Source organism: Nonomuraea fuscirosea, from assembly GCF_035917475.1.
Classification (GTDB): Bacteria; Actinomycetota; Actinomycetes; order Streptosporangiales; family Streptosporangiaceae; genus Nonomuraea; species Nonomuraea fuscirosea.
Genome location: NZ_CP109074.1, coordinates 9,925,191 through 9,947,358, shown reverse-complemented (window position 1 = coordinate 9,947,358; position 22,168 = coordinate 9,925,191). Strand labels below are relative to the sequence as shown.

At 71.6% G+C, this 22,168-nt stretch carries 16 protein-coding genes; 7 read left to right on the top strand and 9 right to left on the bottom strand.

Going from position 1 to position 22,168, the window contains the following annotated elements; genetic code table 11:
- The first annotated feature begins 21 nt into the window (after positions 1 to 21).
- Entirely contained in the window at positions 22 to 2,481 is a 2,460-nt protein-coding gene (locus OIE67_RS45625; protein WP_407674932.1) for a glycoside hydrolase family 9 protein, read from the top strand.
- Between the two features lie 192 nt (positions 2,482 to 2,673).
- Here OIE67_RS45625 and OIE67_RS45620 read toward each other — a convergent pair whose 3' ends face one another.
- The 5 genes from OIE67_RS45620 to OIE67_RS45600 all read right to left on the bottom strand — a co-directional run bounded on the left by OIE67_RS45620 (position 2,674) and on the right by OIE67_RS45600 (position 9,235).
- The gene (locus OIE67_RS45620) at positions 2,674 to 3,195 is read right to left on the bottom strand and encodes a hypothetical protein (RefSeq protein ID WP_326632326.1); all 522 of its coding nucleotides are present in this window, start codon (positions 3,193 to 3,195) and stop codon (positions 2,674 to 2,676) included.
- Positions 3,192 to 4,259, bottom strand: a complete 1,068-nt coding sequence (locus tag OIE67_RS45615; RefSeq protein WP_106246031.1) for a lytic polysaccharide monooxygenase auxiliary activity family 9 protein — start codon at positions 4,257 to 4,259, stop codon at positions 3,192 to 3,194. The genes OIE67_RS45620 and OIE67_RS45615 overlap by 4 nt, the downstream gene beginning before the upstream one ends.
- Positions 4,260 to 4,642: 383 nt before the next feature.
- Positions 4,643 to 5,896 carry a serine/threonine-protein kinase gene (locus OIE67_RS45610; protein WP_146178374.1) on the bottom strand — a complete coding sequence of 418 codons (1,254 nt, stop codon included), beginning with the start codon at positions 5,894 to 5,896 and terminating at the stop codon, positions 4,643 to 4,645.
- Entirely contained in the window at positions 5,883 to 6,854 is a 972-nt protein-coding gene (locus OIE67_RS45605) for a LacI family DNA-binding transcriptional regulator (protein WP_106246034.1), read from the bottom strand. The genes OIE67_RS45610 and OIE67_RS45605 overlap by 14 nt, the downstream gene beginning before the upstream one ends.
- Before the next feature lie 221 nt (positions 6,855 to 7,075).
- A complete protein-coding gene (locus tag OIE67_RS45600) occupies positions 7,076 to 9,235 on the bottom strand; it encodes a transglycosylase domain-containing protein (RefSeq protein ID WP_326632321.1) in 2,160 nt (719 codons plus the stop codon).
- 357 nt (positions 9,236 to 9,592) lie between these two features.
- On the opposite strand from OIE67_RS45600, the gene OIE67_RS45595 reads away from it, so the two are divergent.
- From OIE67_RS45595 to OIE67_RS45585, 3 genes are all read left to right on the top strand, one after another.
- The gene (locus OIE67_RS45595; protein WP_326632319.1) at positions 9,593 to 10,873 is read left to right on the top strand and encodes a hypothetical protein; all 1,281 of its coding nucleotides are present in this window, start codon (positions 9,593 to 9,595) and stop codon (positions 10,871 to 10,873) included.
- Positions 10,870 to 11,868 (top strand): hypothetical protein, encoded by a 999-nt coding sequence (locus OIE67_RS45590; protein ID WP_326632317.1) that lies wholly within the window; start codon positions 10,870 to 10,872, stop codon positions 11,866 to 11,868. Before OIE67_RS45595 ends, OIE67_RS45590 begins: the two co-directional genes overlap by 4 nt.
- Positions 11,869 to 12,062: 194 nt before the next feature.
- Entirely contained in the window at positions 12,063 to 12,440 is a 378-nt protein-coding gene (locus OIE67_RS45585) for an STAS domain-containing protein (RefSeq protein WP_326632315.1), read from the top strand.
- Positions 12,441 to 12,501: 61 nt separating this feature from the next.
- On the opposite strand, the gene OIE67_RS45580 is transcribed toward OIE67_RS45585, so the two are convergent.
- Entirely contained in the window at positions 12,502 to 13,908 is a 1,407-nt protein-coding gene (locus OIE67_RS45580; protein WP_326632312.1) for a dihydrolipoyl dehydrogenase family protein, read from the bottom strand.
- A gap of 158 nt (positions 13,909 to 14,066) precedes the next feature.
- On the opposite strand from OIE67_RS45580, the gene OIE67_RS45575 reads away from it, so the two are divergent.
- Entirely contained in the window at positions 14,067 to 15,203 is a 1,137-nt protein-coding gene (locus tag OIE67_RS45575; protein WP_326632311.1) for a sialidase family protein, read from the top strand.
- On the opposite strand, the gene OIE67_RS45570 is transcribed toward OIE67_RS45575, so the two are convergent.
- From OIE67_RS45570 to OIE67_RS45560, 3 genes are all read right to left on the bottom strand, one after another.
- Positions 15,166 to 16,995, bottom strand: coding sequence for a CheR family methyltransferase (locus OIE67_RS45570; protein WP_326632309.1), 1,830 nt, complete (start codon positions 16,993 to 16,995; stop codon positions 15,166 to 15,168). The genes OIE67_RS45575 and OIE67_RS45570 overlap by 38 nt on opposite strands.
- Before the next feature lie 45 nt (positions 16,996 to 17,040).
- Positions 17,041 to 17,841: an STAS domain-containing protein gene (locus OIE67_RS45565; protein ID WP_326632307.1), complete on the bottom strand. Its 801-nt coding sequence runs from the start codon at positions 17,839 to 17,841 to the stop codon at positions 17,041 to 17,043.
- A 96-nt stretch (positions 17,842 to 17,937) separates the two neighbouring features.
- Positions 17,938 to 19,494: an IucA/IucC family protein gene (locus tag OIE67_RS45560; protein ID WP_326632305.1), complete on the bottom strand. Its 1,557-nt coding sequence runs from the start codon at positions 19,492 to 19,494 to the stop codon at positions 17,938 to 17,940.
- 79 nt (positions 19,495 to 19,573) lie between these two features.
- Between OIE67_RS45560 and OIE67_RS45555 the strand changes: the two genes are divergently transcribed.
- On the top strand, positions 19,574 to 21,268 hold the full coding sequence (locus OIE67_RS45555) for an IucA/IucC family C-terminal-domain containing protein (RefSeq protein ID WP_326632303.1): 1,695 nt from the start codon (positions 19,574 to 19,576) through the stop codon (positions 21,266 to 21,268).
- Between the two features lie 52 nt (positions 21,269 to 21,320).
- On the top strand, positions 21,321 to 22,166 hold the full coding sequence (locus tag OIE67_RS45550) for an alpha/beta fold hydrolase (protein WP_326632300.1): 846 nt from the start codon (positions 21,321 to 21,323) through the stop codon (positions 22,164 to 22,166).
- Positions 22,167 to 22,168 lie beyond the last annotated feature (2 nt).

Sequence of the window (22,168 nt, the reverse complement as noted above, 5' to 3'; positions counted from 1 at the left end):
GCGTCGCTGGTCCTGTCCCTGATGGGGGCAGGGCCGGCGGCCCCGGCCGACGCGGCGGCGCCCGCCTTCGCCTACGGCGAGGCGCTGCAGAAGTCGCTGTTCTTCTACGAGGCCCAGCAGTCGGGCGAGCTGCCCGGCTGGAACCGGGTCTCCTGGCGCGGGGACTCGGGCCTGGACGACGGCGAGGACGCCGGAGTCGATCTCACGGGCGGCTGGTACGACGCGGGCGACCACGTCAAGTTCGGCTTCCCGATGGCCTTCTCCGCCACGATGCTGGCCTGGGGCGCGGTCGAGTACCGCGACGCCTACGCCTCCTCCGGCCAGCTCTCCCACCTGCTGAACAACCTCAAGTTCGTCAACGACTACTTCGTCAAGGCGCACCCGTCGCCGAACGTGCTCTACGGGCAGGTCGGCAGCGGCGGCACGGACCACGCCTGGTGGGGCCCGGCCGAGGCGATGGCGATGGCGCGGCCGGCGTACAAGATCGACGCGTCGTGCGGCGGGTCGGACCTGGCGGGGGAGACGGCGGCGGCGATGGCGGCCTCCTCGATCGTCTTCCGCCCGACAAATCCGTCTTATGCCGACACGTTGGTGACGCACGCCAAGCAGCTGTACTCCTTCGCCGACACCGTCAGGAAGAAGTACAGCGAGTGCATCACCGACGCCTCCAGTTTCTACAACTCGTGGAGCGGCTACAACGACGAGCTGGTGTGGGGCGCGATCTGGCTCTACCGGGCCACGAACGACGCCTCCTACCTGGCCAAGGCCGAGAGCGGCTACGCCAACCTGGGCACGGAACCGCAGAGCAACACGAAGTCGTACAAGTGGACTCTCGCCTGGGACGACAAGTCGTACGGCGCGTACGTGCTGCTGCACAAGCTGACCGGCAAGCAGCAGTACCTCGACGACGCCAACCGCTGGCTCGACTGGTGGACGGTAGGCGTGAACGGGTCGAAGGTGGCCTACTCGCCGGGTGGCCAGGCCGTGCTCGACCGGTGGGGCTCGCTGCGGTACGCGGCCAACACCTCGTTCGCCGCGCTCGTGCACAGTGACACGATCACCGACGCCACCCGCAAGGCCCGTTACCACGACTTCGCGGTCCGGCAGATCGGCTACGCGCTCGGGGACAACCCGCGCAACTCGTCGTACCTGATCGGGTTCGGCGCCAACCCGCCGAGAAACCCGCACCACCGTACGGCGCACGGCTCGTGGACCGACCAGATCACCAACCCCGAGCAGACCCGTCACACCCTGTACGGCGCGCTCGTCGGCGGACCGCCCGACCCGAACGACGCCTACACCGACAAACGCGACGACTACGTCATGAACGAGGTCGCCACCGACTACAACGCCGGCTTCACCAGCGCGGTGGCCCGGCTCTACCAGGAGTACGGCGGCGCGCCGGCGGCGAACTTCCCCGTGGCCGAGACCCCGGACGGCCCCGAGATCTTCGTCGAGGCGGGCGTCAACGCCTCGGGGAACGGCTTCACCGAGATCAAGGCCATCGTCCGCAACCAGTCGGCCTGGCCCGCCCGGGTCCTGTCCGACGGCTCGTTCCGCTACTACTTCACCCTCGACGGCTCGACGACCCCGGCGCAGATCAGCGTCTCGTCGGCCTACACGCAGTGCGCGGCGCCGACCGTGCGCCAGGCGAGCGGCAGCACGTACTACGTGAACGTCGACTGCTCAGGACAGGCCATCGCGCCCGCCGGGCAGTCGCAGCACCGCAGGGAGGTGCAGTTCAGGATCACCAGCGCGGGCACGTGGGATCCGGCCAACGACTGGTCCTACCGGAGCATCCCCACCACGCCCGGAGCGACGCCGGTGCGCACCTCGAACATCACCCTCCACAGCGGCGGCACCACGATCTGGGGTGAGCCCCCGGGTCCGGTGGAGGAGGACACCAGCGCTCCCGGCAAGCCGGGCGAACCCGCGGTCTCCGCGATCACGGGCACCTCGGCCAGGCTGAGCTGGGCCGCCTCCACCGACGACGTGGGCGTGACCGGTTATGACGTCTACCTGGGGTCCACCAAGGTAGCGACCGCCACGAGCACGTCCTACGACCTGAGCGGGCTCACCCCTGCCACGGCCTACACCGCCCACGTGGTGGCCAGGGACGCGGCGGGCAACACCTCGGCGGCCTCGGACAGCGTCTCCTTCACCACCACCGACGCCCCCGGGCCCGTCGGCGGGTGCACGGCCACGTACCAGGTGGTCAACTCGTGGGGCGGCGCGTACCAGGCCGAGGTGACGATCAAGAACGCCGGCACGTCGCCCATCAGCGCCTGGACGGTCGCCTGGACCGCCTCGGGCACGATCACCCAGCTCTGGGGCGGCCGGCACACCGTGTCCGGCAGCACGGTCACGGTGCGGAACGAAGCGTGGAACGGCGCTCTCGCGCCCGGCGCGAGCACCACGTTCGGCTTCATCGCGGGCGGCGCCGCCACGACCCCCGATCCGATCAGCTGCGCTCCCGGCTGATCCGCGAACCCGCCCCCGCCGCAGCAGCGGCGGGGGCGGATCCAACGACCCGACTGAACCGGCCGGCCGACGGCTGCGTATGAGGAGGTGAGGGCCAACCAACAATCCCTGCCCCACACACCATCCCGCCCGGATGGGACGGACGCGGTCGAACCTCCACTCGACCGCGTCCGTTTTGTGTGTGCTGTGGGGTCATTTCGCGGCTGTCGCCAGCGCGAACCTCTCCCGCGCCGCGTCGATCGCCGCATCGTCGCTGAACTCGGCGAAGGCCTGCTCGTGGTAGCGCGCGGGGATGAGCCGCCTGACCCGCTCGGGGTAACCGGCGCCCGCTTCGGGCACCCTGACCTGGGGCGGGATGTCGATCTTCACGGCGATCGGGCCCGAGGCCCGGACAGATGACGCCCAGTCCCTGCTCTGCCCGGTGATGGCGCACATGTGCCGGGCGTAGACCCAGCGCACCTCGACCAGCGAGGTGGCGTCCGCGGGTTCGGTGCCGAAGGGCTCCACGGCGCACACGACGGCCGTGTCGAAGCTGTGCCCGTGGGAGTGGTGCTCGCCTGGCGAGGCCTGTTCGAGTATCAGGGTCACCTGGGCGGCGAGCTCCTCGTTGAGCTGCGTGGACGGCTGCCTGGACACGAAGAACGTCACCCCGGCCAGGGTCAGGCCGGCCAGGGTGACGACTGCCGCGACGAGCCCGCGACGGGTTGAGATCACGGGCTGGTGCAGGTCAGGCTGGGTGCGGGGCTCGGGACCGAGCCGGTGGCGTTGAACCCGAACGTGGTGGAGGCGTTCGGTGCGAGCTGCGCGTTGTGCGTGGCGTTCTTGACCGCCACGTTGGGCGCCTGCGCGGACAGCACGCCGTTCCACGGCTGGCCCTCGAAGCCCTGGCCGCCGCTGTAAGTCCACTTGACCGTCCAGCCGTTCAGCGCGCTGGTGCCCGTGTTCTTCACGGTCACCTCACCCTGGAAGTGGCCGGCCCAGCCGGTGTCGGTGGCCTTCCATGTGGCGGTGCAGCCGCCGGTGGGCGGGGGGTCGGTCGGGTCGGGGTCAGGGTCGGGGTCGGGGTCGGGCGTGCTGCCGCCGGGGCCCACGCCGGTCACCTCGCCGTTGCCGCCGTCGAAGACGACGTCGGAGCAGCTGTAGAAGTTCTCGCTGCTGTCCGAACGGATCCAGTGCGTGTAGATGATGTGCCGTCCGCTCTTGCCGGAGGGCAGCTGGGCGTTCCAGTAGTAGTAGTTGAGCCCGCCGGCGCCGCCGGACTTGGGCGGATTGGTGACGCTGCCGAACGGCTCCAGGTCGGACCACTTCAGCGGACCGTTCGGGTTCCAGCCGTTCTTGGTGATGTAGTAGTTGAACGCCCCGGGGTGCTCGGCCCAGTTGCTGTGCCGCATCGTGATGGAGGCCCCGGAGGTCAAGTGGGTCAGCGGCCAGTCGGAGCGGACCGCGTTGTAGGCCGAGAAGTCATAGGGCCCGCCGGTGCCGCCGCTGCAGAGCTGCCCGTCGGGGATGAATCCGGAGGTCCGGCCGGCGCCGTCGGAACGCAGCACCGCGAACCAGTTGTACAGGGGGGTCGTGCCGCTCTGGTTGACGGCGGCGGCGCACGCGGGGTTGTAGGGGAGGATCTGCCCGTTGTCCCGCAGGCCGTCCTGCCAGCACAGGAACGTACGGGCGCCGGGGAACATCGACACTCCGTGCGCCTGTGCCTGCGTTGGAGCCATCAGGACACTCGTGATGAGGACGAGGACGGCGGTGAGTGCCGCCGACTTGAATAACTTCATGGGATTCCCTTGCGCTGACGACAGAGGAGAACTGCCCACGACCTGCCCGCCCGGCCAGCGCATTGAATCACGACATTTCGTGATTCGACAATCTTCAGTGAAACTTTCACTCGATCTTGGTCATGGCGAATAATTAGGGCTGCCTTTTTGGGAGCGCTCCCACTACACTGCCCGTGGCGGGGGTCCGGGGAAGCGATAGGTCATGAGGCTTGGGCGCCTCCTGGCGATCATCGTCAGGCACCCGTGAGGCTCGCGCGGGGCCACGCATTGTGAGGGGTCTGGCTCGCGCGACGGAGGGGTACGGCTGGTGCGGCCGTACCCCTCATCAATCAAGCACCGCCGCCGCGCGCGCTCTCGCCGTCCCGGCCTCGCGTCCCGCGGCCTCAGTCCCGCTGTACGGCGGCGTCGATGTCGTCGAGCCTGGCCTGCAACTCGCTCAGGCAGGCCGGCGTGAGCCGGCCCTCCCGCAGCCGGGTGGAGAGCTTGGCGCGCAGGCTCGCCGTCCTGACCTCCGACGGGCCGTGCCGCGGCGTCACCGTGTCGTCCAGGACCTGCCGCAGGTCCAGCACCACGTCGTCGTCGGTCGCGCCGCACGGCGTCCTGGCCTCCAGCGCCGTTCTGAAGTCGGCCGCGGCCTGCTCGACGGTGATCGCCGTGGCCGTCGAGCGCTCGGCCAGGACGGCCGTGGGCGTCGGCGGCGGCACGGCCGCCCGCTGCTCGGGCGGCTGTTCAGGCGGCCTGGCCTGCTGGAACCAGAGCAGAATCGACAGCGCGATGGCCGCCGAGCCCGCCACCGTGAGCCCGCGCCGTACGTGCCGGCCCAGCGTCGCGGTGCCGAGCGCGGAGGTCAGCGCCGAGACGATCTGCGCCGCCGTCGGCCGCTCCTCCGGCAGGCGCGCCAGGCAGCGCTGGCAGAGCGAGGCCACCGCGTTCGGCACGCCGGCCACCCTGGGCGGGGGCTCGGTCCTGCGGGCCGCCTCGATCTCCTCCCACGTGGTCTCCGGGTACGGCGTGCGCCCGGTGAGCATCGTGTGCAGCAGCACGCCGAGGGCGTAGACGTCGACCGCGGGATCGGTGGGCGCGCCGAGCAGCCGCTCGGGGGCGACGTAGGGAGGGGTGCCGCGGTCGTCCTCCGGGTCGCCGGCCCAGGCCGCGATGCCGAAGTCGAGCAGTTTGGGGCCGGCCGCGGTGAGCAGCACGTTCTCCGCCGTCACGTCCCTGTGCACCAGGCCGCGGGCGTGCCCGGCCATCAGCACCCGCGCCAGCCGCAGCGCGATGGAGGCGGCCTCCTGCCACGGCAGCGGGCCCCGTTCGATCCGCTCGGCCAGCGGCGTGCCGTCGAGCAGCGGCATCACCACGTACGCCGCGACACCGCCGCTCGTGGTGACGGTCTCGCCGTAGTCGTAGATCTCGATCGAGTCGGGGTGGATGAACCTGGCCGCGGCGCGGGCCTCGCTGCGCACGCTGACCCGTTCTCCAGAGTCGGTGTGCAGGGAGGCGGTGAGCACCTTGACCGCGATCATCCGGTGCAGCGACTGGTCGAAAGCCCGCCAGATGACCGACATGCCTCCTCTGGCCAGCGGGTCCAGCAACAGATACCTGCGGGCCAGTACGTCCCCGGGCTCAAGCCGACTCACGGACGACCAGTTCCGTGGGGAGGACGGGGTCGATGCCCGCGGCCCCCGTCAGGAGGAGCCGGGTGGCGACGGTGGCGAGCTCCTCGACGGGCTGGCGGACGGTGGTCAGGGCGGGCACGGTGTGCCTGGCGACGGGGGCGTCGTCGAATCCGATCACCGCGACGTCGGTCGGCACCTTGCGGCCCGCCCTGCGCAGGGCCTGGATGGCGCCGGCCGCCATCAGGTCGGAGGCCACGAACACGGCGTCCAGACCTGGGGCGTGGCGTAACAGCCACTGCATGGCGTGGGTGCCTGAGGCCGCGGTGAAGTCGCCGTACGCGACGGGGACGTCGGGTGCGCCTGCGGCCTGAAGGGTGCGGACGAGGCCCTCCAGCCGGTCTCGGGCGCCGGGTAAGGACGGCGGCCCGCCGATGGCCGCCACGTTTCTGCGGCCGGACAGCAGGAAGTGCTCGGCCGCCTGACGGCCACCGTCGAGGTTGTCGACGTCGGCGTACGGGAGCTTGAGGTCGTGGGGCGGCCGGCCGATGTTGCGCACCGGGACGCCCGAGGTGGACAGTTTGATCGCCAGGGGATGGCGTTCCCTGGCGCCCACGATGAGCACCGCGCCCGAGAGGGCGGGCAGCGTGGAGGAGGTGGGGGAGATGGTGGTCACCATGAGGTGGGTGCCGTGTTCGGCGATCACCGCGCCGGCGGCGGACAGGAGCCTGGCGTAGTAGGGCTCGGAGAAGAGCCGGGGGAGATGGTCACAGATCACCGCCGTGACGCCGTCGGCCATGGTCTTGGCGGCCGTTCCCCGGGGTGCGCGTTGCCTGACGTATCCCATGCGGGACACGGCGTCGTAGACTTGGCGGCGGGTCGAGGTACTGACCCGCACCGAGCCCGTGAGGACTCGAGATGCGGTCGCGGGGGAAACCCCGGCAGCGGCCGCCACCTGTGCCAGTGTGGGCTGCTCGGTCATGGAGCACCTCGCGGAAAGATCCTGGGAGCGCTCCCACGTTACCAATGTTTCGCCGTTGTTAATAGGGCCTTTGCAAGGAGTGCGTCCCGTTGTACGGACGCACTCCGAATCTGCTCAGCTCGGGGCGCTGGTAACCGTCAGAGGTTTCTGTGCCGGATGGGGCGCAGGACATTCTGATAAATGCCCGTTTGTCCCATCCGGCACTTCGGAAACCGTCTCGCTTACTCCTCGCCCAGGCCCGTGTCCACTCCCGTGTAGTCCTCGTCGCCGCCGGTGACGTCGTCGCTGTCCTCGTCGGGCGTCTCGCGCCGCGGCGCGCAGCCCGAGCCGCAGCCGCCGAACCGCTCGCTGTTGACCGGGGTGAAGGCGGTGGCCGGCGTGCCCTTGAGGGCGGTCAGCATGGTGTCCTTCCAGATCGGCCCGGGGATCGAGGCGCCGAAGACGTTGGCGTAGTAGCGGCCGCCGATGGTGACGCCGTTGAGCTTGTGGTTCTGGGCGCCGCGCGGGTCGCCGATGCTGACCGCGCCCGCCAGGTCCGGGGTGAAGCCGGCGAACCAGGCACTGGCCTGGTTGTCCGTGGTGCCCGTCTTGCCGGCCGCCGGACGGCCGATGCCGCCGACGCCGCTCATCGTGCCCTTGGTGAACACGCCGGACAGGATGCTCGCCGCGGCGTCCGCGACCTCGGGGTCGAGCTTCTGCTCACAGTCGGGCTTGTAGTTCTTCACCTTGCCGTCACGGTCGGTGATCTTGGTGATCACCATGGGCGTGCAGCGCTTGCCGCGCGCGCCGAGGGTGGCGTAGGCGTTGGCGACGGTCACCGGGTCCATCTCGTTCGTGCCGAGCGTGAACGTCTCGTACTCGGTCAGCGGCAGGCCGTCGGAGCGCTTGATGCCCAGGTCCTTGGCCGTCTTGATGGTGTCGCACAGGCCCACCTTCTGCTCCAGCTGCACGAAGAAGGTGTTCACCGACTTCCAGGTGCCGGTCTGCAGCGTCATGAAGCCGCCGCCGCCCTCGTCGTTGGTGACGGTGTGCGAGGGGTCGCCGATGTTCTCGCCCTTGCAGTTCTTGAACGAGGAGTAGTACGGGGACCGGTAGCCGCCGCCGACGGAGAACCCCTGGTTGAGCTTCATGCCCTTCTTCAGCGCGGTGACCAGGGTGAACGTCTTGAACGTCGAGCCCGCCTGGAACCCGGTGCCGCCACCGTGCACGGCGTCGGCCACGACGTTGTACGACATCTCCTTCTTGCGCTTGTTGTTGCCGTACTTGCGGCTGGCGGCCATCGCCTTGATCGCGCCGGTGCCGGGCTGGACCAGGGCCTCGGAGGCGACCGGGTCGTCCGAGGCGAACACGTGCTTCCTGATGGCCCGCTCGGCGGCCCGCTGCATCTTCGGGTCGAGCGTGGTCTGGATGGTCAGGCCGCCCCGGTTGAGGAACGCGCTCCTGGTCTTGGCCTTCTTGCCAAAGGCCGGGTTGCTGAGCACCTCGTTGCGGACGTACATACAGAAGTACGGATATTTGCTCTCACCGCATCCGCCCGGGATCGGGGTGTTCTTGAAGCCGAGCTTCTGGGCCTTGGCCGCGGCGGCCTCCTCCGGCGTGATCTTCTTCAGCTCGGCCATCCGGTCGAGCACCACGTTGCGCCGCGAGAGCAGCCGCTTCTGCTGGGCCCTGCCGATGTTGGGGTCGGTCGCGTTGGGGTCCTGCACCGCTCCGGCCAGCGTCGCCGCCTGGGCCAGCGTCAGGTCCGACGCGCTCACCCCGAAGAAGCGCTTGGCCGCGGCCTCCACGCCGTTGGCGCCCGCGCCGAAGTAGGCGATGTTGAGGTACTTCTCCAGGATCTGGTCCTTGCTGTACTTCTCCTCGACCGCCATCGCGTACCGCAGCTCCTTGAGCTTGCGCGCGTAGCTGGCCTCCAGGGCCGCGGCCTTCGCCTCGTCGCTCGCGGCGGAGTTGAGCAGCACCTGCTTGACGTACTGCTGGGTGATCGAGGAGCCGCCCTGCGCGATGCCGCCCGAGGTGGCGTTCTTGGCCAGGGCCCGGATCGTGCCCTCGATGTCGATCGCGCCGTGCTCGTAGAAGCGGAAGTCCTCGATGGAGATGATGGCCGTCTTCATGATGTCGGCCACCTGGTCGAGCGTGACGCTCTCGCGGTACTCCTCCCAGAAGTAGGCGATCTCGTTGCCCTTGGCGTCGAGCAGCGTCGTCCGTTCGGCCAGCGGGGGCTCCTTGAGCTCCTCGGGTTTGATGCCGAGGTCCTCCGACGCCGAGACGAAGATCGCCCCGGTACCCCCGACCGCGGGCAGCGCGATGGCGGCGGCCACCACGCCGGCCGCCGCCGCGGCCGCCGTCAGGCGCGCGACACTCGACAAACGGGAACCCATGACGGTATACCCTCCCCCTCGTGGCATTTGGGTGCATCCTAAACCCGGGCATGACGTGCTCCGGGTAAAAAGTTGGACGCTCGTTGACCCGGAAATGTTGCTGCTGGGCGGGGTTTTCTCCGGATTCGTAGGCAGTGTGGCGTTCGACCTGGTCGGGACGTGCGGGACTGCTGTGCCGCGTGTGACGTGAGCCCGTAGCGGCCGCCCTCTCCGCCGCCTTCTTCCGCGCCGTCTTCTGTGGCGGCCGAGTTTCCACCAGGCCAAGGCAAAGAAGCGTGTTGTCCGCCGGGTCGTCGCGGGCCGGTCTGGCAACGTCTGGCAGGGCATTTCTTCCCGGGCCTTGGTGGAGGGGGCTGTATGCGTCGCGTCGGGGACCGTGAGCACGTCGATCGGCTGCTCGCCGCCGCCAGGATCTGGTGGGCGGACAGCGCCGGTGACGACGGGTGCGTCGTCGCGGAGGCGTACGACGAGGACCTGCGGGTCGTGGTGCGCACGCTGCTGGTGGCCAAGGCGATCTGCGGGCTGCTGTCCGCGCGGCTGGTCGTGCTGACGGATCCCGGGTGGACGCGGCTGGCCGAGGCGTTCGGCGGCACCGTGGGCGGGCGGCCGGACGTGCCGCCCCGCGCGCTGGTCACCAGCCGGGCCGAGCGCGCCGTGCCCAGGGAGGTGCCGGTCGTCCACGTCCACGGCACCGGGACGCTGCGGGCGTACGCGCTCTTCCCCGACCAGGGGACGTGCACGATCCAGGACGAGCTGCCCGCCAGGGTCGGCGCCTTCTTCGAGCGGCACGTCTGGCCGCACAGGGAGGTGATCAGGCCCGGCGCCGAGCGGGTGGCCCGGCGGGCGGGACACGCCTACCAGGTCCGTACGGAGACCGAACGCCGCCAGCTGCGTCACTACGCCTGCTCCCGCCTGGGCATCGACGCCGACCGGCCCACCGTCGCGGTCTTCGGCCACGAGCCGGGCAGGGATGCGGAGCTGTTCGCGGCGACGACGGAGTTCGCCGCGTCCGACCAGAGCGCGAACTGGCTCTTCCTCGACGCGCCCGCCGATGACGCCTCAGGGACCGGCTGCCGCAACGGCCCCTGGCGTGAGCTCGGGAGCACGCCCCGGATCAGGCACGTGCGCGGGACGATGTCGGCCAACCTGCTGTGGAGCACGACGGACGTGGGCGTCGCGTTCGGCGACAGCGACCTGCCGGCGTTCGGGATCCCCGTCATCCAGGCCGGCTGGTCCGAGGGCGGCGCCTGCGGGGCCACGCACGTGGCGCGCTCGCCGTCCGAGCACCGCCTGCTGCTGGCCGAGGCCATCGCCAGGAGCGCCAAGGGCGCCGGCTTCCTCGGGCCCGAGCAGCGCGAGCGGGCCCGGCTGTGGCTCTGGTTGCGCCGCTGCGGCGCCGACGTGCCGAGCCAGCTCCTGCCGCACTGGGAGCACGGTGCCGACTACGCCAGAGCCATGACGGTCAACCTGCGGCACGCGGAGCGGGACGGCGACGCCCTCTACAGCGCGGTCGGCCGCATGTGGCGATGGCGCGATCCCGTACTCACCCGATTCGACTTCCACGACCCGGCCGCGACCGCCGCCGCACTCATCCCTTCGACGACCGCCACCCGCGTCCCCTCGAGGAGCATCCGATGACCAGCTCAGGACCCGCCACCGACCTCGACCAGGTCGTCCTTCCCGCCATCCCGCCCGTCCACCTGTCCAGCGGCCGGCTGTCGGCGCTGCAGGTGACCGACCGGCTGCGGCGTGGCAGCCAGATCCTGGGCCGGTTCGAGACGTCCGGGCTGGCCGGCTTCAAGGTCTCCGCCCAGGGACGGGCGCTGCGGGTGCAGGTGTCGCTGTCCACGGACGAGCGGTCGGTGAGCGGCTGGCACGAGGGCCGTACGGAGATGAGCCCGCGGCCCCGCCTCATCCAGGTGCTCTCCCAGGGGCGGCTGCGCCAGTGCGTGCTGCTGCGTGGCCGGAAGGCGCACGCCAGGGTGGCCTTCGATCTGTCGCCCGACGAGATCCCCGACGACGGGTTGATCTGCGTCGAGGCGCTGGACATCACCGAGGGCGACGGCGTCCGCGACGAGGTGCGCACGGCCGTGGCCGGCCGCGTCGCCGAGGACGGGGTGGCCGGGGTGCGGCTGGACAAGGTCGTGTTCGAGGAGCCGCCCGTGGTGGACTACGACCCCGACACGCTCGACGGGGCCCGCTGCGAGCTGTACTCGCTGATCAGCGCGGGCGGGCTGGCCAACGCCAACCGGCAGGGGGCACGTGTGCTGCGCTCCGGCATGTTCGTGGTCAACCCCGTGCTCAAGGACCGGTTCGGGTCGAGCGGGCGCATCACGCTGCGGCTCGGCACCAAGGCCGAGGCGGTGAGCATGATCCCGGCCACGTGGCGCCGGGTCAACAGCGAGCTGCGCTGGCTGCGCCACACCACCAGGCGGCTGCTGCAGTCGGCGGCCCCGTCCGTCGAGCGGGTGATCAGCGTGCGGGACGGCGACCTGGGGGAGCCCGCGCAACGGGTCCGGGGGAACATCACGGAGCTGGAGCTGTCCGGCCCGGCGACCTCGCCCCTGCTGGTGATCCTCGGCCCGTGCCCGGACGCCATCCCGACCCTGGAATCGGGCACCGAGCACCGGTAAAGGCGCGGGGGTCCGCCTCGAAATAGGATGCGGAGCCATGGCCGGGATGACCAACCGGCTCGACCGGCTGGAGGCGGCCGGGCTGGAAGCTGGCCGACGGTCCGCTCGGCGAGCGAGACGACGGGATGACGTAACTAGCCGGGAAAAATGGCAAATACCCCGTGTTATCACCGCTCAGCGGGCAGTGTGTTGTTGTGGGCGATGGCGGTTTGCGGATCGAGACGACAAGGCACCTCCATTGCACGGTCCTGCGCGCCGGCGGCGTCCTCGACCACGCCGGCCGGGAGCGGTTCAGCGACCGCATCAACCAGGTGTGGAACTGGTCGGTGGGCCCCGTCCTCGTGTTCGACCTGGCCGACCTCGACTTCTTCGACTCCTCGGTCATCGGCGTGCTCGCCATGGCGATGCAGCGGATGGAGGAGCAGAGCGAGGGCCGGATCATCCTGGTACGGCCCTCGGACCACCTGCTGTCCGTGCTGCGGCTGACGGACCTGCTGTCGCGGGTGGAGCTGCGCGGCAGCGTCGAGGAGACGGTGGCGGAGCTGATGCTCCAGTCGGAGGTCAGCCCATGACGCGCCGCCGCAGCACCTTCACAAGGCCGCAGTACCGCCGCCACGCCGCGTCGTCGTCGTCCTACAGGCCGTAGGCCTCCAGGAGCCGCAGCCAGATCTCGCTCACCGTCGGGAAGGTCGGGACCGCGTGCCAGAGCAGGTCGAGCGGCACCTCGGCGGTCACCGCGATCGTGGCGGAGTGGAGCAGGTCGGCCGTCGCGGGTCCGACGAACGTGACCCCGACCAGGATTCTCCTGTCCTCGTCCACCACGGCCTTGGCCTTGCCGCGATAGCCGTCGCCCATCAGATAGGCCCCGGTGACCGAGCCCAGGTCGTACTCGACCGTGCGGACCCTGATGCCCGCCGCGCGGGCCGCCTCCTCGGTGAGGCCGACCGCGCAGACCTGCGGGTCGGTGAAGACGACCTGCGGTGAGCGGGCGCCGCCGACGAGGTCGCGCATCGCGGGCAGTTCGTCGCCGCGCGCCCGCGCGGCGATCACGTCGCCGCAGATCCTGGCCTGGTACTTGCCCATGTGGGTGAGGAGCGCGCGCCCGTTGAGGTCGCCCACGGCGTACAGCCAGCCGTCGGCGACCCCGGTGGCCCGCATGCTGTCGTCGACCTCGACGATCGTGCCGTCGGCCAGGCCCACCGTGCTGAGCCCCAGGTCGCCGGTCGCGGGCCGGCGGCCGGTGGCCACCAGCAGCTCGTCCGCCTCCAGCGGCGGGCCCTCCGGCAGGTGCACGGTCACCTTCCCGCCCGGCTCGGGGCGTTCGACGCGGACGGCGTCGGTGTGCGTGCGCAGCTCGATCCCGGCGTCGGCGAACGACTCGGCGAGCAGCTCTCCCGCGAACGGCTCCATCCGGCTGAGCAGGCGGTCGCCCCGGACGAGCACGGTCGTCGAGCGTGCGCCCAGCCCGTGCATGGCCTGCGCCATCTCACAGGCCACCACGCCGCCGCCGATCACGACCAGGCGCTCGGGGATCGACGTGGCCGCGGTCACCTCGTGGCTGGTCCACGGCCGCGCCTCGGCCAGACCGGGCGTACGCGGGATCGCGGGGACGCTGCCGGTGGCCAGGACGACGGCCTGGCGGGCGGTGATCACCCGCTCGCCGCCGTCCTCCGCGGTGACGCGGACACGCCTGGGCCCGTCGATGCGGCCCCTGCCGCGGAAGAACTCGGCCGGGACGCTCTCGATCCAGCGCACCTGGCCGCTGTCGTCGAAGTTCGACACGGTCTCGTCGCGCCTGGCCAGCACCGCGGGCACGTCGATCGGCCCCAGGGAGAGCCCTGGCACCCTGCTCACCTCGCCGGCCAGGTCGACCGGCCGCAGCAGCGCCTTGCTCGGCACGCAGGCCCAGTAGGCGCACTCGCCGCCGGCCAGCCGCTCCTCGACGATGGCCGCCGTCAGGCCGCCGCGCACGGCCCGGTCGACCACGTTCTCGCCGGCCGGACCTGCGCCGATCACGATGACGTCGAACTCGTCAGCCACTGCTGCCTCCCCAGGCACGGTATTCGTCCTCTTCTCGCATCGTTTCACGCCGAGGCGCTACTACCGTGGTGCCGGCCTCAGTGTCGCCGTCCGGGGCTTTCGCCCGCGCGTACGACTCCCGTCGGAGTCCGTTCACCCGGAAGCCCTAGCGTGCCCGCATGGCTGATCGCTACCCGACCTCGGTGCCGTACCGGCAGGCGACGGACGGCTATCACACGTACCGGATCCCGGCGGCCGTGGTCACGGGGGCGGGGACGGTCCTGGCGTTCGCGGAGGGGCGGCGCGGCTCGGCGTCCGACTCCGGCCACATCGACCTCGTGCTCAAACGGTCGGAGGACGGCGGGCGCACGTGGGGCACGTTGCAGGTCGTGGCCACCGAGCCGAGCCGGGGCACGGCGGGCAACCCCGCGCCGGCGGTGCTCGGCGACGGGCGGATCGTGCTGGTGCACGTGCGGCAGGGCCCGACGGCGACCGAGGAGAAGATCAGGCGCGGCCAGGTGGCGGCGGACGCGGGGCGGCGGGTGTTCGTCCAGGTCAGCGCGGACGACGGCGTCACCTGGTCGGCGTCGCGCGAGATCACCGGCGAGGTGAAGCGGCCCGGCTGGCGCTGGTATGCGACCACTCCCGGACACGCGCTCGTGCTGCGCCACGGCCCGCACGCCGGCCGCCTGGTGGTCCCCGCGAACCACTCGCTGCCGCCCGCGGGCGAGGACGACGGGACCGAGGGCAGGTACGACGGCGGCCACGCGCTGCTGAGCGACGACGGTGGCACGACCTGGCGGATCGGCTACGTCGACGACAACCCCGACGGGTACGTCAACGTCAACGAGACCACCGCCGCCGAGTTGCCCGGCGGACGCCTCTACCTCAACACCCGCACCGACTCCACCGCCCCCGGCACCAGGGCCGACGCCTACTCGGCCGACGGCGGCCAGACGCTGGAGCTGCCCTTCCGCCCGCAGGCCGACCTGACCGGGCCGGTGGTGGAGGGCAGCGTGCTGTGGTGCGACGGGCCGGAGACGCTGCTGTTCTCGGGACCGGCGGCTCCCGACGCGCGGGCTTTGATGACGGTGCGCGCCAGCGACGACCACGGCCGCACCTGGCGGGTGGCGCACACGGTGTCGGGGCTGCCCGCCGCCTACTCCGACCTGGTCCGGGTGGACGGCGACACGGTCGGGCTGCTGTTCGAGACCGGGAACTTCGGCCCGTACGAGAGCATCGCCTTCCGCCGGATCCCCGTTGCCGAGATGGCAGCGGTCAGGGCTGCTGAGGGCGGAGTTCCTTCATCACCATGATCAGGCCGTGTACGGCGTCGTCCTCCGTGCGCAGGTGTGACAGGCGTACGTCGAGCCGTGTCGGACGCCCGCGCCGGTTGACCGCGTCGAGCAGCAGGCCCTCGCCCTGTTCCGGCGGCCGGGACCGGTCGGCCAGGGCGGCGCGCAGCCGGGGGCAGAGCACGTCGAGGGGCAGGCCGACGTCGAGCTCGGCGAGCGGCAGACCGGCCGCCTCTTCGGCGCGTACGCCCCACAGCGCCTCGGCCCCCGGGCCCCAGACGACCACGTGCAACTGCTCGTCCAGGACCACCACCGCGTCGCCGAGGCTGCGTACCACCGAGGAGACGAACCGGTTGACCTCGTCCAGCTCGATCGTGCGGGTCGTCAGGACGTCGTTGAGGTGCCGCAGCTCGTCGTTGGTGGACTGCAGCTCCTCGTTCATCGTCTCCAGTTCCTCGTTGGTGGCCTGGAGTTCCCCGTTGGTCGTCTCCAGCTCCTCGTTGGTGGCCTGGAGCTCTTCGTTGGTCGCCTCCAGCGCCTCGTTGAGCGAGCGCAGCTCCGTGTAGGCCTGTTCGAGCCGGCGGTTGGCCTGCTTCAGCTCGTCCCTGAGCCGGCGGTAGCGGGTGACGTCGTAGAAGTGGATGCTCACCCCGGCCAGATCGCCGGAGACCAGCAGCGGGACGACGGAGACGTCGAACACCTCGGGAGCGGGGGTGCCGGCGCCGTACCAGTTCACCTCCCGCAACTCCACCGGACTCCGTCCCTCGCACGCCTGCTCGATGACGGACTGCAGCTCGACGGGCCAGTAGGAGACCTCGAGATCCTGGAAGGGACGGCCGACGTCACGCGGGCCGAGCCCGAACAGGGCCGCGGCCCTGGAGTTGGCCAGCGCCAGGTTGCCCAGGACGTCCACGACGATCTGGGCGACGGGGCCGCAGTCGAGCGCCACGGCCGTGAGCGCGGGCGGCCGGGAACCCCGGTCGGTGGTGCTGCTGGTAACGGGGCCGCGCTTCCTGAACAGCCGCAGGCCGAGGTCCACCGGCTCGAACGCGTGGCTCTGGCCGACCAGCGTCTCGGCCTTGCCGAGGAAGAGGAAGCCTGGGTCGGACAGGGCGAAGTGGAAGCGGCTGACGACGTCGAGCTGCGTCCGCGTGTTGAAGTACATCAGCGTGTTGCGGGACACGAGCAGGTCGACGCGGGAGATGGGGGCGTCGCGGGTGAGGTCGTTGCGGCCGAAGACGAGCCGGCCGCGCAGGTCGTGCCGGAAGGCGAAGCCGCCGTCCATCGGCTCGAAGTAGCGCTCCCGCAGGTCCGCAGGCACGTCGGCGAGCGTCCGGCCGGTGTAGACGCCGGCCCTGGCCGCGTGCACGGCCTGCTCGTCGAGGTCCGTGCCGTAGATCTTGACCCGCCGGCGGAACTCGTCCGCGCCGAGCTCCTCCGCCAGGATCATGGCCAGCGTGTACGCCTCCTCGCCGCTCGCGCAGCCGGCGCTCCACACCCGGATGGGCCGGCCGGCCGGCTCCAGGTCCAGCAGCGCCGGGACGACCAGCTCACGCAGCCGCTGCCAGGCGGTCGCGTCCCTGAAGAAGCCGGTGACGTTGATCAGCAGGCTGTCGAAGAGCTTGGTGAACTCGCCCGGTTCGAGTTCCAGCAGATCGCGGTACGCGTCGTAGTCACGCAGACCCAGCGCTTCGAGCCGGCGAGCGACGCGCCGGATCAAGGTGGAGCGCTTGTAGCCCGAGAAGTCGAAGCCGCGAGTCTCCCTGAGAAGAAGGAGGAGCTCGTCGAACCTCCGCTCTTCCTCTGTCGTCACGAGCGAAGCCTACGCCGATCCGGTGCGCTCAGCCTGGTGAGAGCCTCATCCTCCGTTCAGTCGGAACGACGTGGGGAGCTTGAGCGAGCCGACTCTCAGATGACCGAGGCTCACCACCGCGCGGGCCTGGACGAGGTTGCTCCGTATGGCCGCCAGGTTGTCGTCGCACCGCTCCAGGGTGGTGTGCAGCAGCGAGCGGGCCTCGACCGCGGTCGCGCGCCGCCTGGCCAGCGTCTGCTTCTGGTCGAACGCCTGCCGGCGCAGCATGCGCGAGCGCTCGACCAGCGGCGCCAGCGAACCGCCGGACGGGACCGGAGCCACCGGGCTCGCGGCCGGCGCCTCGCGTGTCGTCGCTCCACCGGCCTGGAAGGCGAGCGACGGCTCGCGCCGCGTCCTGAGGCGGCGGGCGCCGGACTGGAGGCGCGGCAGAGGACGCAGGTAAGGGAGGTGGCGGTACGCGCCGCCGGGAGGGGCCTCCGTCCGGTATTCCGCCACCCCGGCGGACGCGAGCGCCTCCGTCATGCTGGCGAAGACGGGGAAGAACGTCTGGTCCTGCTCGCTCATCAGCGAGATGAGGCGGCGCAGCGGCGGCCTGGGCTCCGCCACGGCGAGGTGGCCGCCCTTGGCCAGCAGCGCGTCGTGGGTGGCCGCCAGTTGTTCGAGGCCGTTGAGGTCGCAGAACCAGAGGTCTCCCGCGGCCACGAGCACGTGCATGACGGGGGACCTGGGCAGCGGGTCGAGGAACGCGGCCAGCACCGGCCTCGTCGTCGTGTCCAGCTCTCCCGTCAGGGCGATCACCAGGGTGGCGTCATCGATCGGGACGAGCCGTACCGAGAGCTGCATCATCGCGTTCCTCCCTCCGGCCATCCGCGCGATGGACGCCCGCGCGACTCACCGGCCCGGCCGCCATTGTCCTCCCGGACACGGGAAAGAGCCAGGCGCTTACGCGTTGTGCGCGGTCAGGGGGTTGGGCAGGGTCGTCCAGCTGCCGCCGGGCGGGGCGTGCTCCAGTCCGGCGGCCAGGTGGGCCTTGGCCGCGATCCGTTCGCCGAACAGGGCGGCGCGGTCGGCGCGTACGTCGCGGGTGCCGGGCAGCCGGTCCGAGGCCGCACGCGCGGCGGCGGCCAGCACGCGCCAGAGCCGGTCCTCCAGGGTGCGATCACCCTGGCCGAACAGGGCGACGAGGCTGCCGAACGTCGTCCCGACCAGCGAGCCGAGCAGCTTGGCGTGCAGGACCGCGGGGTCGTCGCTGAGCAGCCTGGCGCTCACCGGCGGCGGCTCGACGCCGTTGCGGGCCAGCCTGGCGGGGCTGATCCTGACGTCGGCCAGGTCGCGGTAGATCAGCCGGTACGGCTGCCCGTCGCCGTCGAGCGCGACCAGCAGGTTCTGGCCGTGCGCCTCCAGCGCCACGCCGAGCGCGAGCAGGCCGAACGCGTCCGTCACGGCCAGGCGGGCGAACGCGTCCAGCCAGGCGGCGGGATCGCCGACCATGCTCCGGGTGAGCGCGGCCACCGGCAGCACCGTGCCCTGGGCGGTCACGGGCTCACGCAACATCACCGACAGGTCGGCGCTGTGCGTGTCGGCCGGTCCGCCCGCGTCGTGCGGGCCGGCCGCGCCGGTCAGGTAGCGGGCGATGCTGAGCGTGCCGCCGCAGCGCGCGGACAGGCGGGTGAGCAGGTCGGACAGGGGCACGCAGTCACGTACGGAGCCGGGGGAGATGTCCCTGACGTCCGAGGTCATGCGGGTGCTGAACGCCGTCTTCAGATGCGGGCCGCCGTCGAGGGGGACGAGGGTGCGTACGGACATGAGCGGGCGCGCCGGGATGGCCCCCGTCGCGTACGGGCGCAGGCCCAGACCGGGCAGGACGTGCCGGGTCTGCCACGGATGCACGGGCAGCAGCAGCCGGTCGCCGTCCATGAGGGCGGACGGCCACGGGCCCGAGACGAGGCAGCGGGCGGCGGGCAGCGCCAGCAGGTCGAGCAGCACCGTGGGCCGGTGCTCGGGCATGTACGCCAGTTGCTCGGCCACCGACACGCCCGGCCGGTTGCGGCAGCCCGGGTGGTAGGGATGGCCGTCCACCACGCTCTGCTCGTGCTCCTCCAGCCCCTTGGCGCTGTGCGGAGGGGCGCCGGCCCGCGACAGGGCCAGCGAGGCGACGCTGTTGTCCAGGTCGGCGATCAACCGGCCGGCGCCGGGCAGGCCGAGGGCGGCCAGCAAGGTAGCGGGATGCGTGTGCGGCTCGCCGTCCAGGTGCAGCACCAGCTCGCCCCCGACGTCGTACGGCCGGCGCTCCCGCCCCGTGAGCCGGCGCCCGTCGGCCAGCAGCACGAGAGCCGGCCCGTGGGCGGTCAGACCGGGAAGCGGCTCGTACAGCAGCCCCCGCCACAGCCGGCCCAGGACGGCGGCGCGCGCGCCGGGGAGCGCCTCGGCGTACGCGGCGGACAGGTCGGGACGTACGAGGTCGAGCTGCGCCGCGAACTCCGCCGCCAAAAGGCTCATATATCCCATCTATCCCATGAATCTGCCTGGTAGCTACCCTGTGGGCACGGAGGAGGCAAAGGGTAGGAGTACGGTCGCCATGGCATCCACCGACGGTCTCCTTCCGTCCCCTGAGCCGGAGCGGGAGGCAGCGACCCGGGCCTCGGCGCTCGCGGTGACGGCGCTGCTCAACTGCCTGATCCGGGAAGTCGCCCGGCCCGACCCGGCGAGCCGGCGGCGGGACGGCGCAGGCGAGCACCCTGGCCGGCCCGGCGCGTACGTCCTGCCCGCGACCGGCCACGTGCTGCGCGTCGGCGGCGACCGGTATCCCGCCGCTCCCTCCCTGCGCACCCCGGACGGCTGGTGCCCGATGGAGCTGCCGGAACTGGTCGCGCTGACGGCCGCCGAGCTGCGGGCGGGCACCGGGGCCCGCAACGAGGAACTGCTCGCCGAGATCCTGCACAGTCGCGACGTGACGGCCGCGCTGCTGCTGGCCAGGCGGGCCGCCGTGCCGCCCGCCGACCTCTATCTGCGCTCGGAGCAGGCCCTGGTGGCCGGTCACCGCTACCATCCCGCGCCCAAGGCCAGGGGTGGCGGGAGTCCGGAGTCGTGGCTGCCGTACGCGCCGGAGGTGGGCGCGAGCTTCGCGCTGCCGCTGCTCGGGGTGCCGGTCGAGGACCTGGTCGAGGAGGGCGACGCCGGCGCCCTCGACCTGCTCGGCGATTCGGCCGGCGACGGCCTCGCCCTGCTCCCCGCCCACCCGTGGCAGATCACCCTGCTCGGCGGCCCGCCTGGCGCCTCGCCTGACGGCCGGCCCGGTGATCGGCCCGGCCACCCGCCCGGCGACCGGCCCGGCGACCTGGTAGGCGGCCTGCGCGGGGGGCGGTTGCGGCAGCTCGGGTTCACCGGGGCGACGGCGGTGGCGACCGCGTCGATCCGCACGGTGTACCTGCCGGAGCCCGACCTGTTCTGCAAGTTCAGCCTGGACGTGCGGATCACCAACGACGTGCGCCGCCTCTGGCTGCACGACCTGCGCCGGCTCACGCTCGTGACGGCCGTGCTGGACGAGGTCTTCGACGACCTGCCCGGCCACCTCCCGCGCCCCGCCGTGCTGCGCGACCGCGGCTGGCGCAGCGCGCGGCTGGGCGGGGACGGCGGTGAGGCGCTGGCCGTGGTCGTCCGCGACGGGCTGGGCGGGCACCTGCGCCCCGGCCTGACCGCGCTGCTCGCGGCGGGCGTCAGCGAGGGCTTCCCCGGCAACCCGCTCGACGCGCTGGACGAGGACGCGGCCTTCGTCTGGTGGGAACGCTACCTGGAGCACGTGGTGCCGCCGGTGCTGCACGCGTACCTGCGTCATGGCCTGGTCCTGGAGTCCCATCTGCAGAACGTGCTGGTCGCGGTGGACGAGCTGGGCCTGCCCGCGCAGGTCCTGTTCCGCGACGCCGAGGGCGTCAAGCTGGTGGCCGAGCGGTATCCGCGGCTCAGCGCGCCCGTGCTGGGCGCGGGACGGGCGTGGGAACGGCTGGTGTACTGCCTGCTGACCAACAACCTCTGCGAGATCGCCGGCGCCGTCGCCGAACGCCATCCGCCGCTGCGCGGCGAGCTGTGGGCGCGGGCCAGGGCGGTGTTCGCCGCCGCCGCGAAGGACTACGGGGATCCGGCCGAGCTGCGTGACCTGCTGGCGGCCACGCACATCCCGGCCAAGGCCAACCTGCTGCTGCGCTGGCTGGACGCCGACGGAGGGGCCATGCGCTGGGTGCCCATCCCCAATCCGTTGAGACTCTTTACGGCATAAGCTATTGTCGTCCGCATAATCCTTTACGGCGTATCGAGTTAGGGGCGGGCTCATGGTTCAGGTCACGATGCACGACGGCAGCATGATCGAGGCGGAGGTGAACGGCTCGGGGCCGACCCTGCTGCTGCCGGTCGATCCACAGCCTGTGGAAGGCGAGCAGGCCGACGAGATGCGCAAATGGGGCACCGACCCGGCGCTCGGCCGCTCCCTGATCGACGGGCTCAGCGACGTCTTCCAGGTCGTCGCCTTCGACTACACCGGGCACGTCCTGAGCGCGCCCAAGCCGGACACGCTCACCCCAGGCAACGTGGTCGCCGACCTGCTCGCCGTGGCCGACGCCGTCCAGGCCGAGCGGTTCGCGTACTACGGCTACTCGTGGCTCGCGCTCAGCGGGCTGCAGCTCGCGATCAGGACCGACCGGCTCTCCGCGCTGGCGATGGGCGGATATCCGCCGTACGCCGGGCCGTACGCCGAGATGCTGAAGGTCACCATGGCGGCGTACGAGCAGGCCGTCTCGCCCACGCCCGCGCCGGCCCCGCAGGAGAAGAGCTCCGACGACGCCTTCGACTGGTCGTCGGTCGAGGTCAGCACGACCGTGGAGCAGAGCAGGCAGTTCGTCACGCTGTACGAGGCGCTGCGCGGCTTCGACGACACGGCGGTCCGGCTCTCCTGCCCCCGGCTGTGCTTCGCCGGCTCCGACGACGCGATCACCTACGAGGAGCGGTGGGGCGGCGTGGTCGTCGACCTCGCCGGGCCGCTCAAGCGGCACCGGGCGGAGCTGGAAGCGCTCGGCTGGGAGGTCGTGGTGCTCGACGGGCTCGACCACATGAGCGCCATGCAGGCGGCGAACGTGCTGCCGGTCCTGCGCCCATGGCTCACCGCCGCACTGCTGACGTAACC

Bases quoted from the DNA above. Each gene is read 5' to 3' on its own strand.
- OIE67_RS45590 (WP_326632317.1), top strand. From the start codon at position 10,870: ATGACCAGCTCAGGACCCGCCACCGACCTCGACCAGGTCGTCCTTCCC.
- OIE67_RS45565 (WP_326632307.1), bottom strand. From the start codon at position 17,841: ATGATGCAGCTCTCGGTACGGCTCGTCCCGATCGATGACGCCACCCTG.
- OIE67_RS45625 (WP_407674932.1), top strand. From the start codon at position 22: ATGGGGGCAGGGCCGGCGGCCCCGGCCGACGCGGCGGCGCCCGCCTTC.
- OIE67_RS45605 (WP_106246034.1), bottom strand. From the start codon at position 6,854: ATGACCGAGCAGCCCACACTGGCACAGGTGGCGGCCGCTGCCGGGGTT.
- OIE67_RS45555 (WP_326632303.1), top strand. From the start codon at position 19,574: ATGGCATCCACCGACGGTCTCCTTCCGTCCCCTGAGCCGGAGCGGGAG.
- OIE67_RS45615 (WP_106246031.1), bottom strand. From the start codon at position 4,259: ATGAAGTTATTCAAGTCGGCGGCACTCACCGCCGTCCTCGTCCTCATC.
- OIE67_RS45575 (WP_326632311.1), top strand. From the start codon at position 14,067: ATGGCTGATCGCTACCCGACCTCGGTGCCGTACCGGCAGGCGACGGAC.
- OIE67_RS45560 (WP_326632305.1), bottom strand. From the start codon at position 19,494: ATGAGCCTTTTGGCGGCGGAGTTCGCGGCGCAGCTCGACCTCGTACGT.
- OIE67_RS45595 (WP_326632319.1), top strand. From the start codon at position 9,593: ATGCGTCGCGTCGGGGACCGTGAGCACGTCGATCGGCTGCTCGCCGCC.
- OIE67_RS45600 (WP_326632321.1), bottom strand. From the start codon at position 9,235: ATGGGTTCCCGTTTGTCGAGTGTCGCGCGCCTGACGGCGGCCGCGGCG.
- OIE67_RS45550 (WP_326632300.1), top strand. From the start codon at position 21,321: ATGGTTCAGGTCACGATGCACGACGGCAGCATGATCGAGGCGGAGGTG.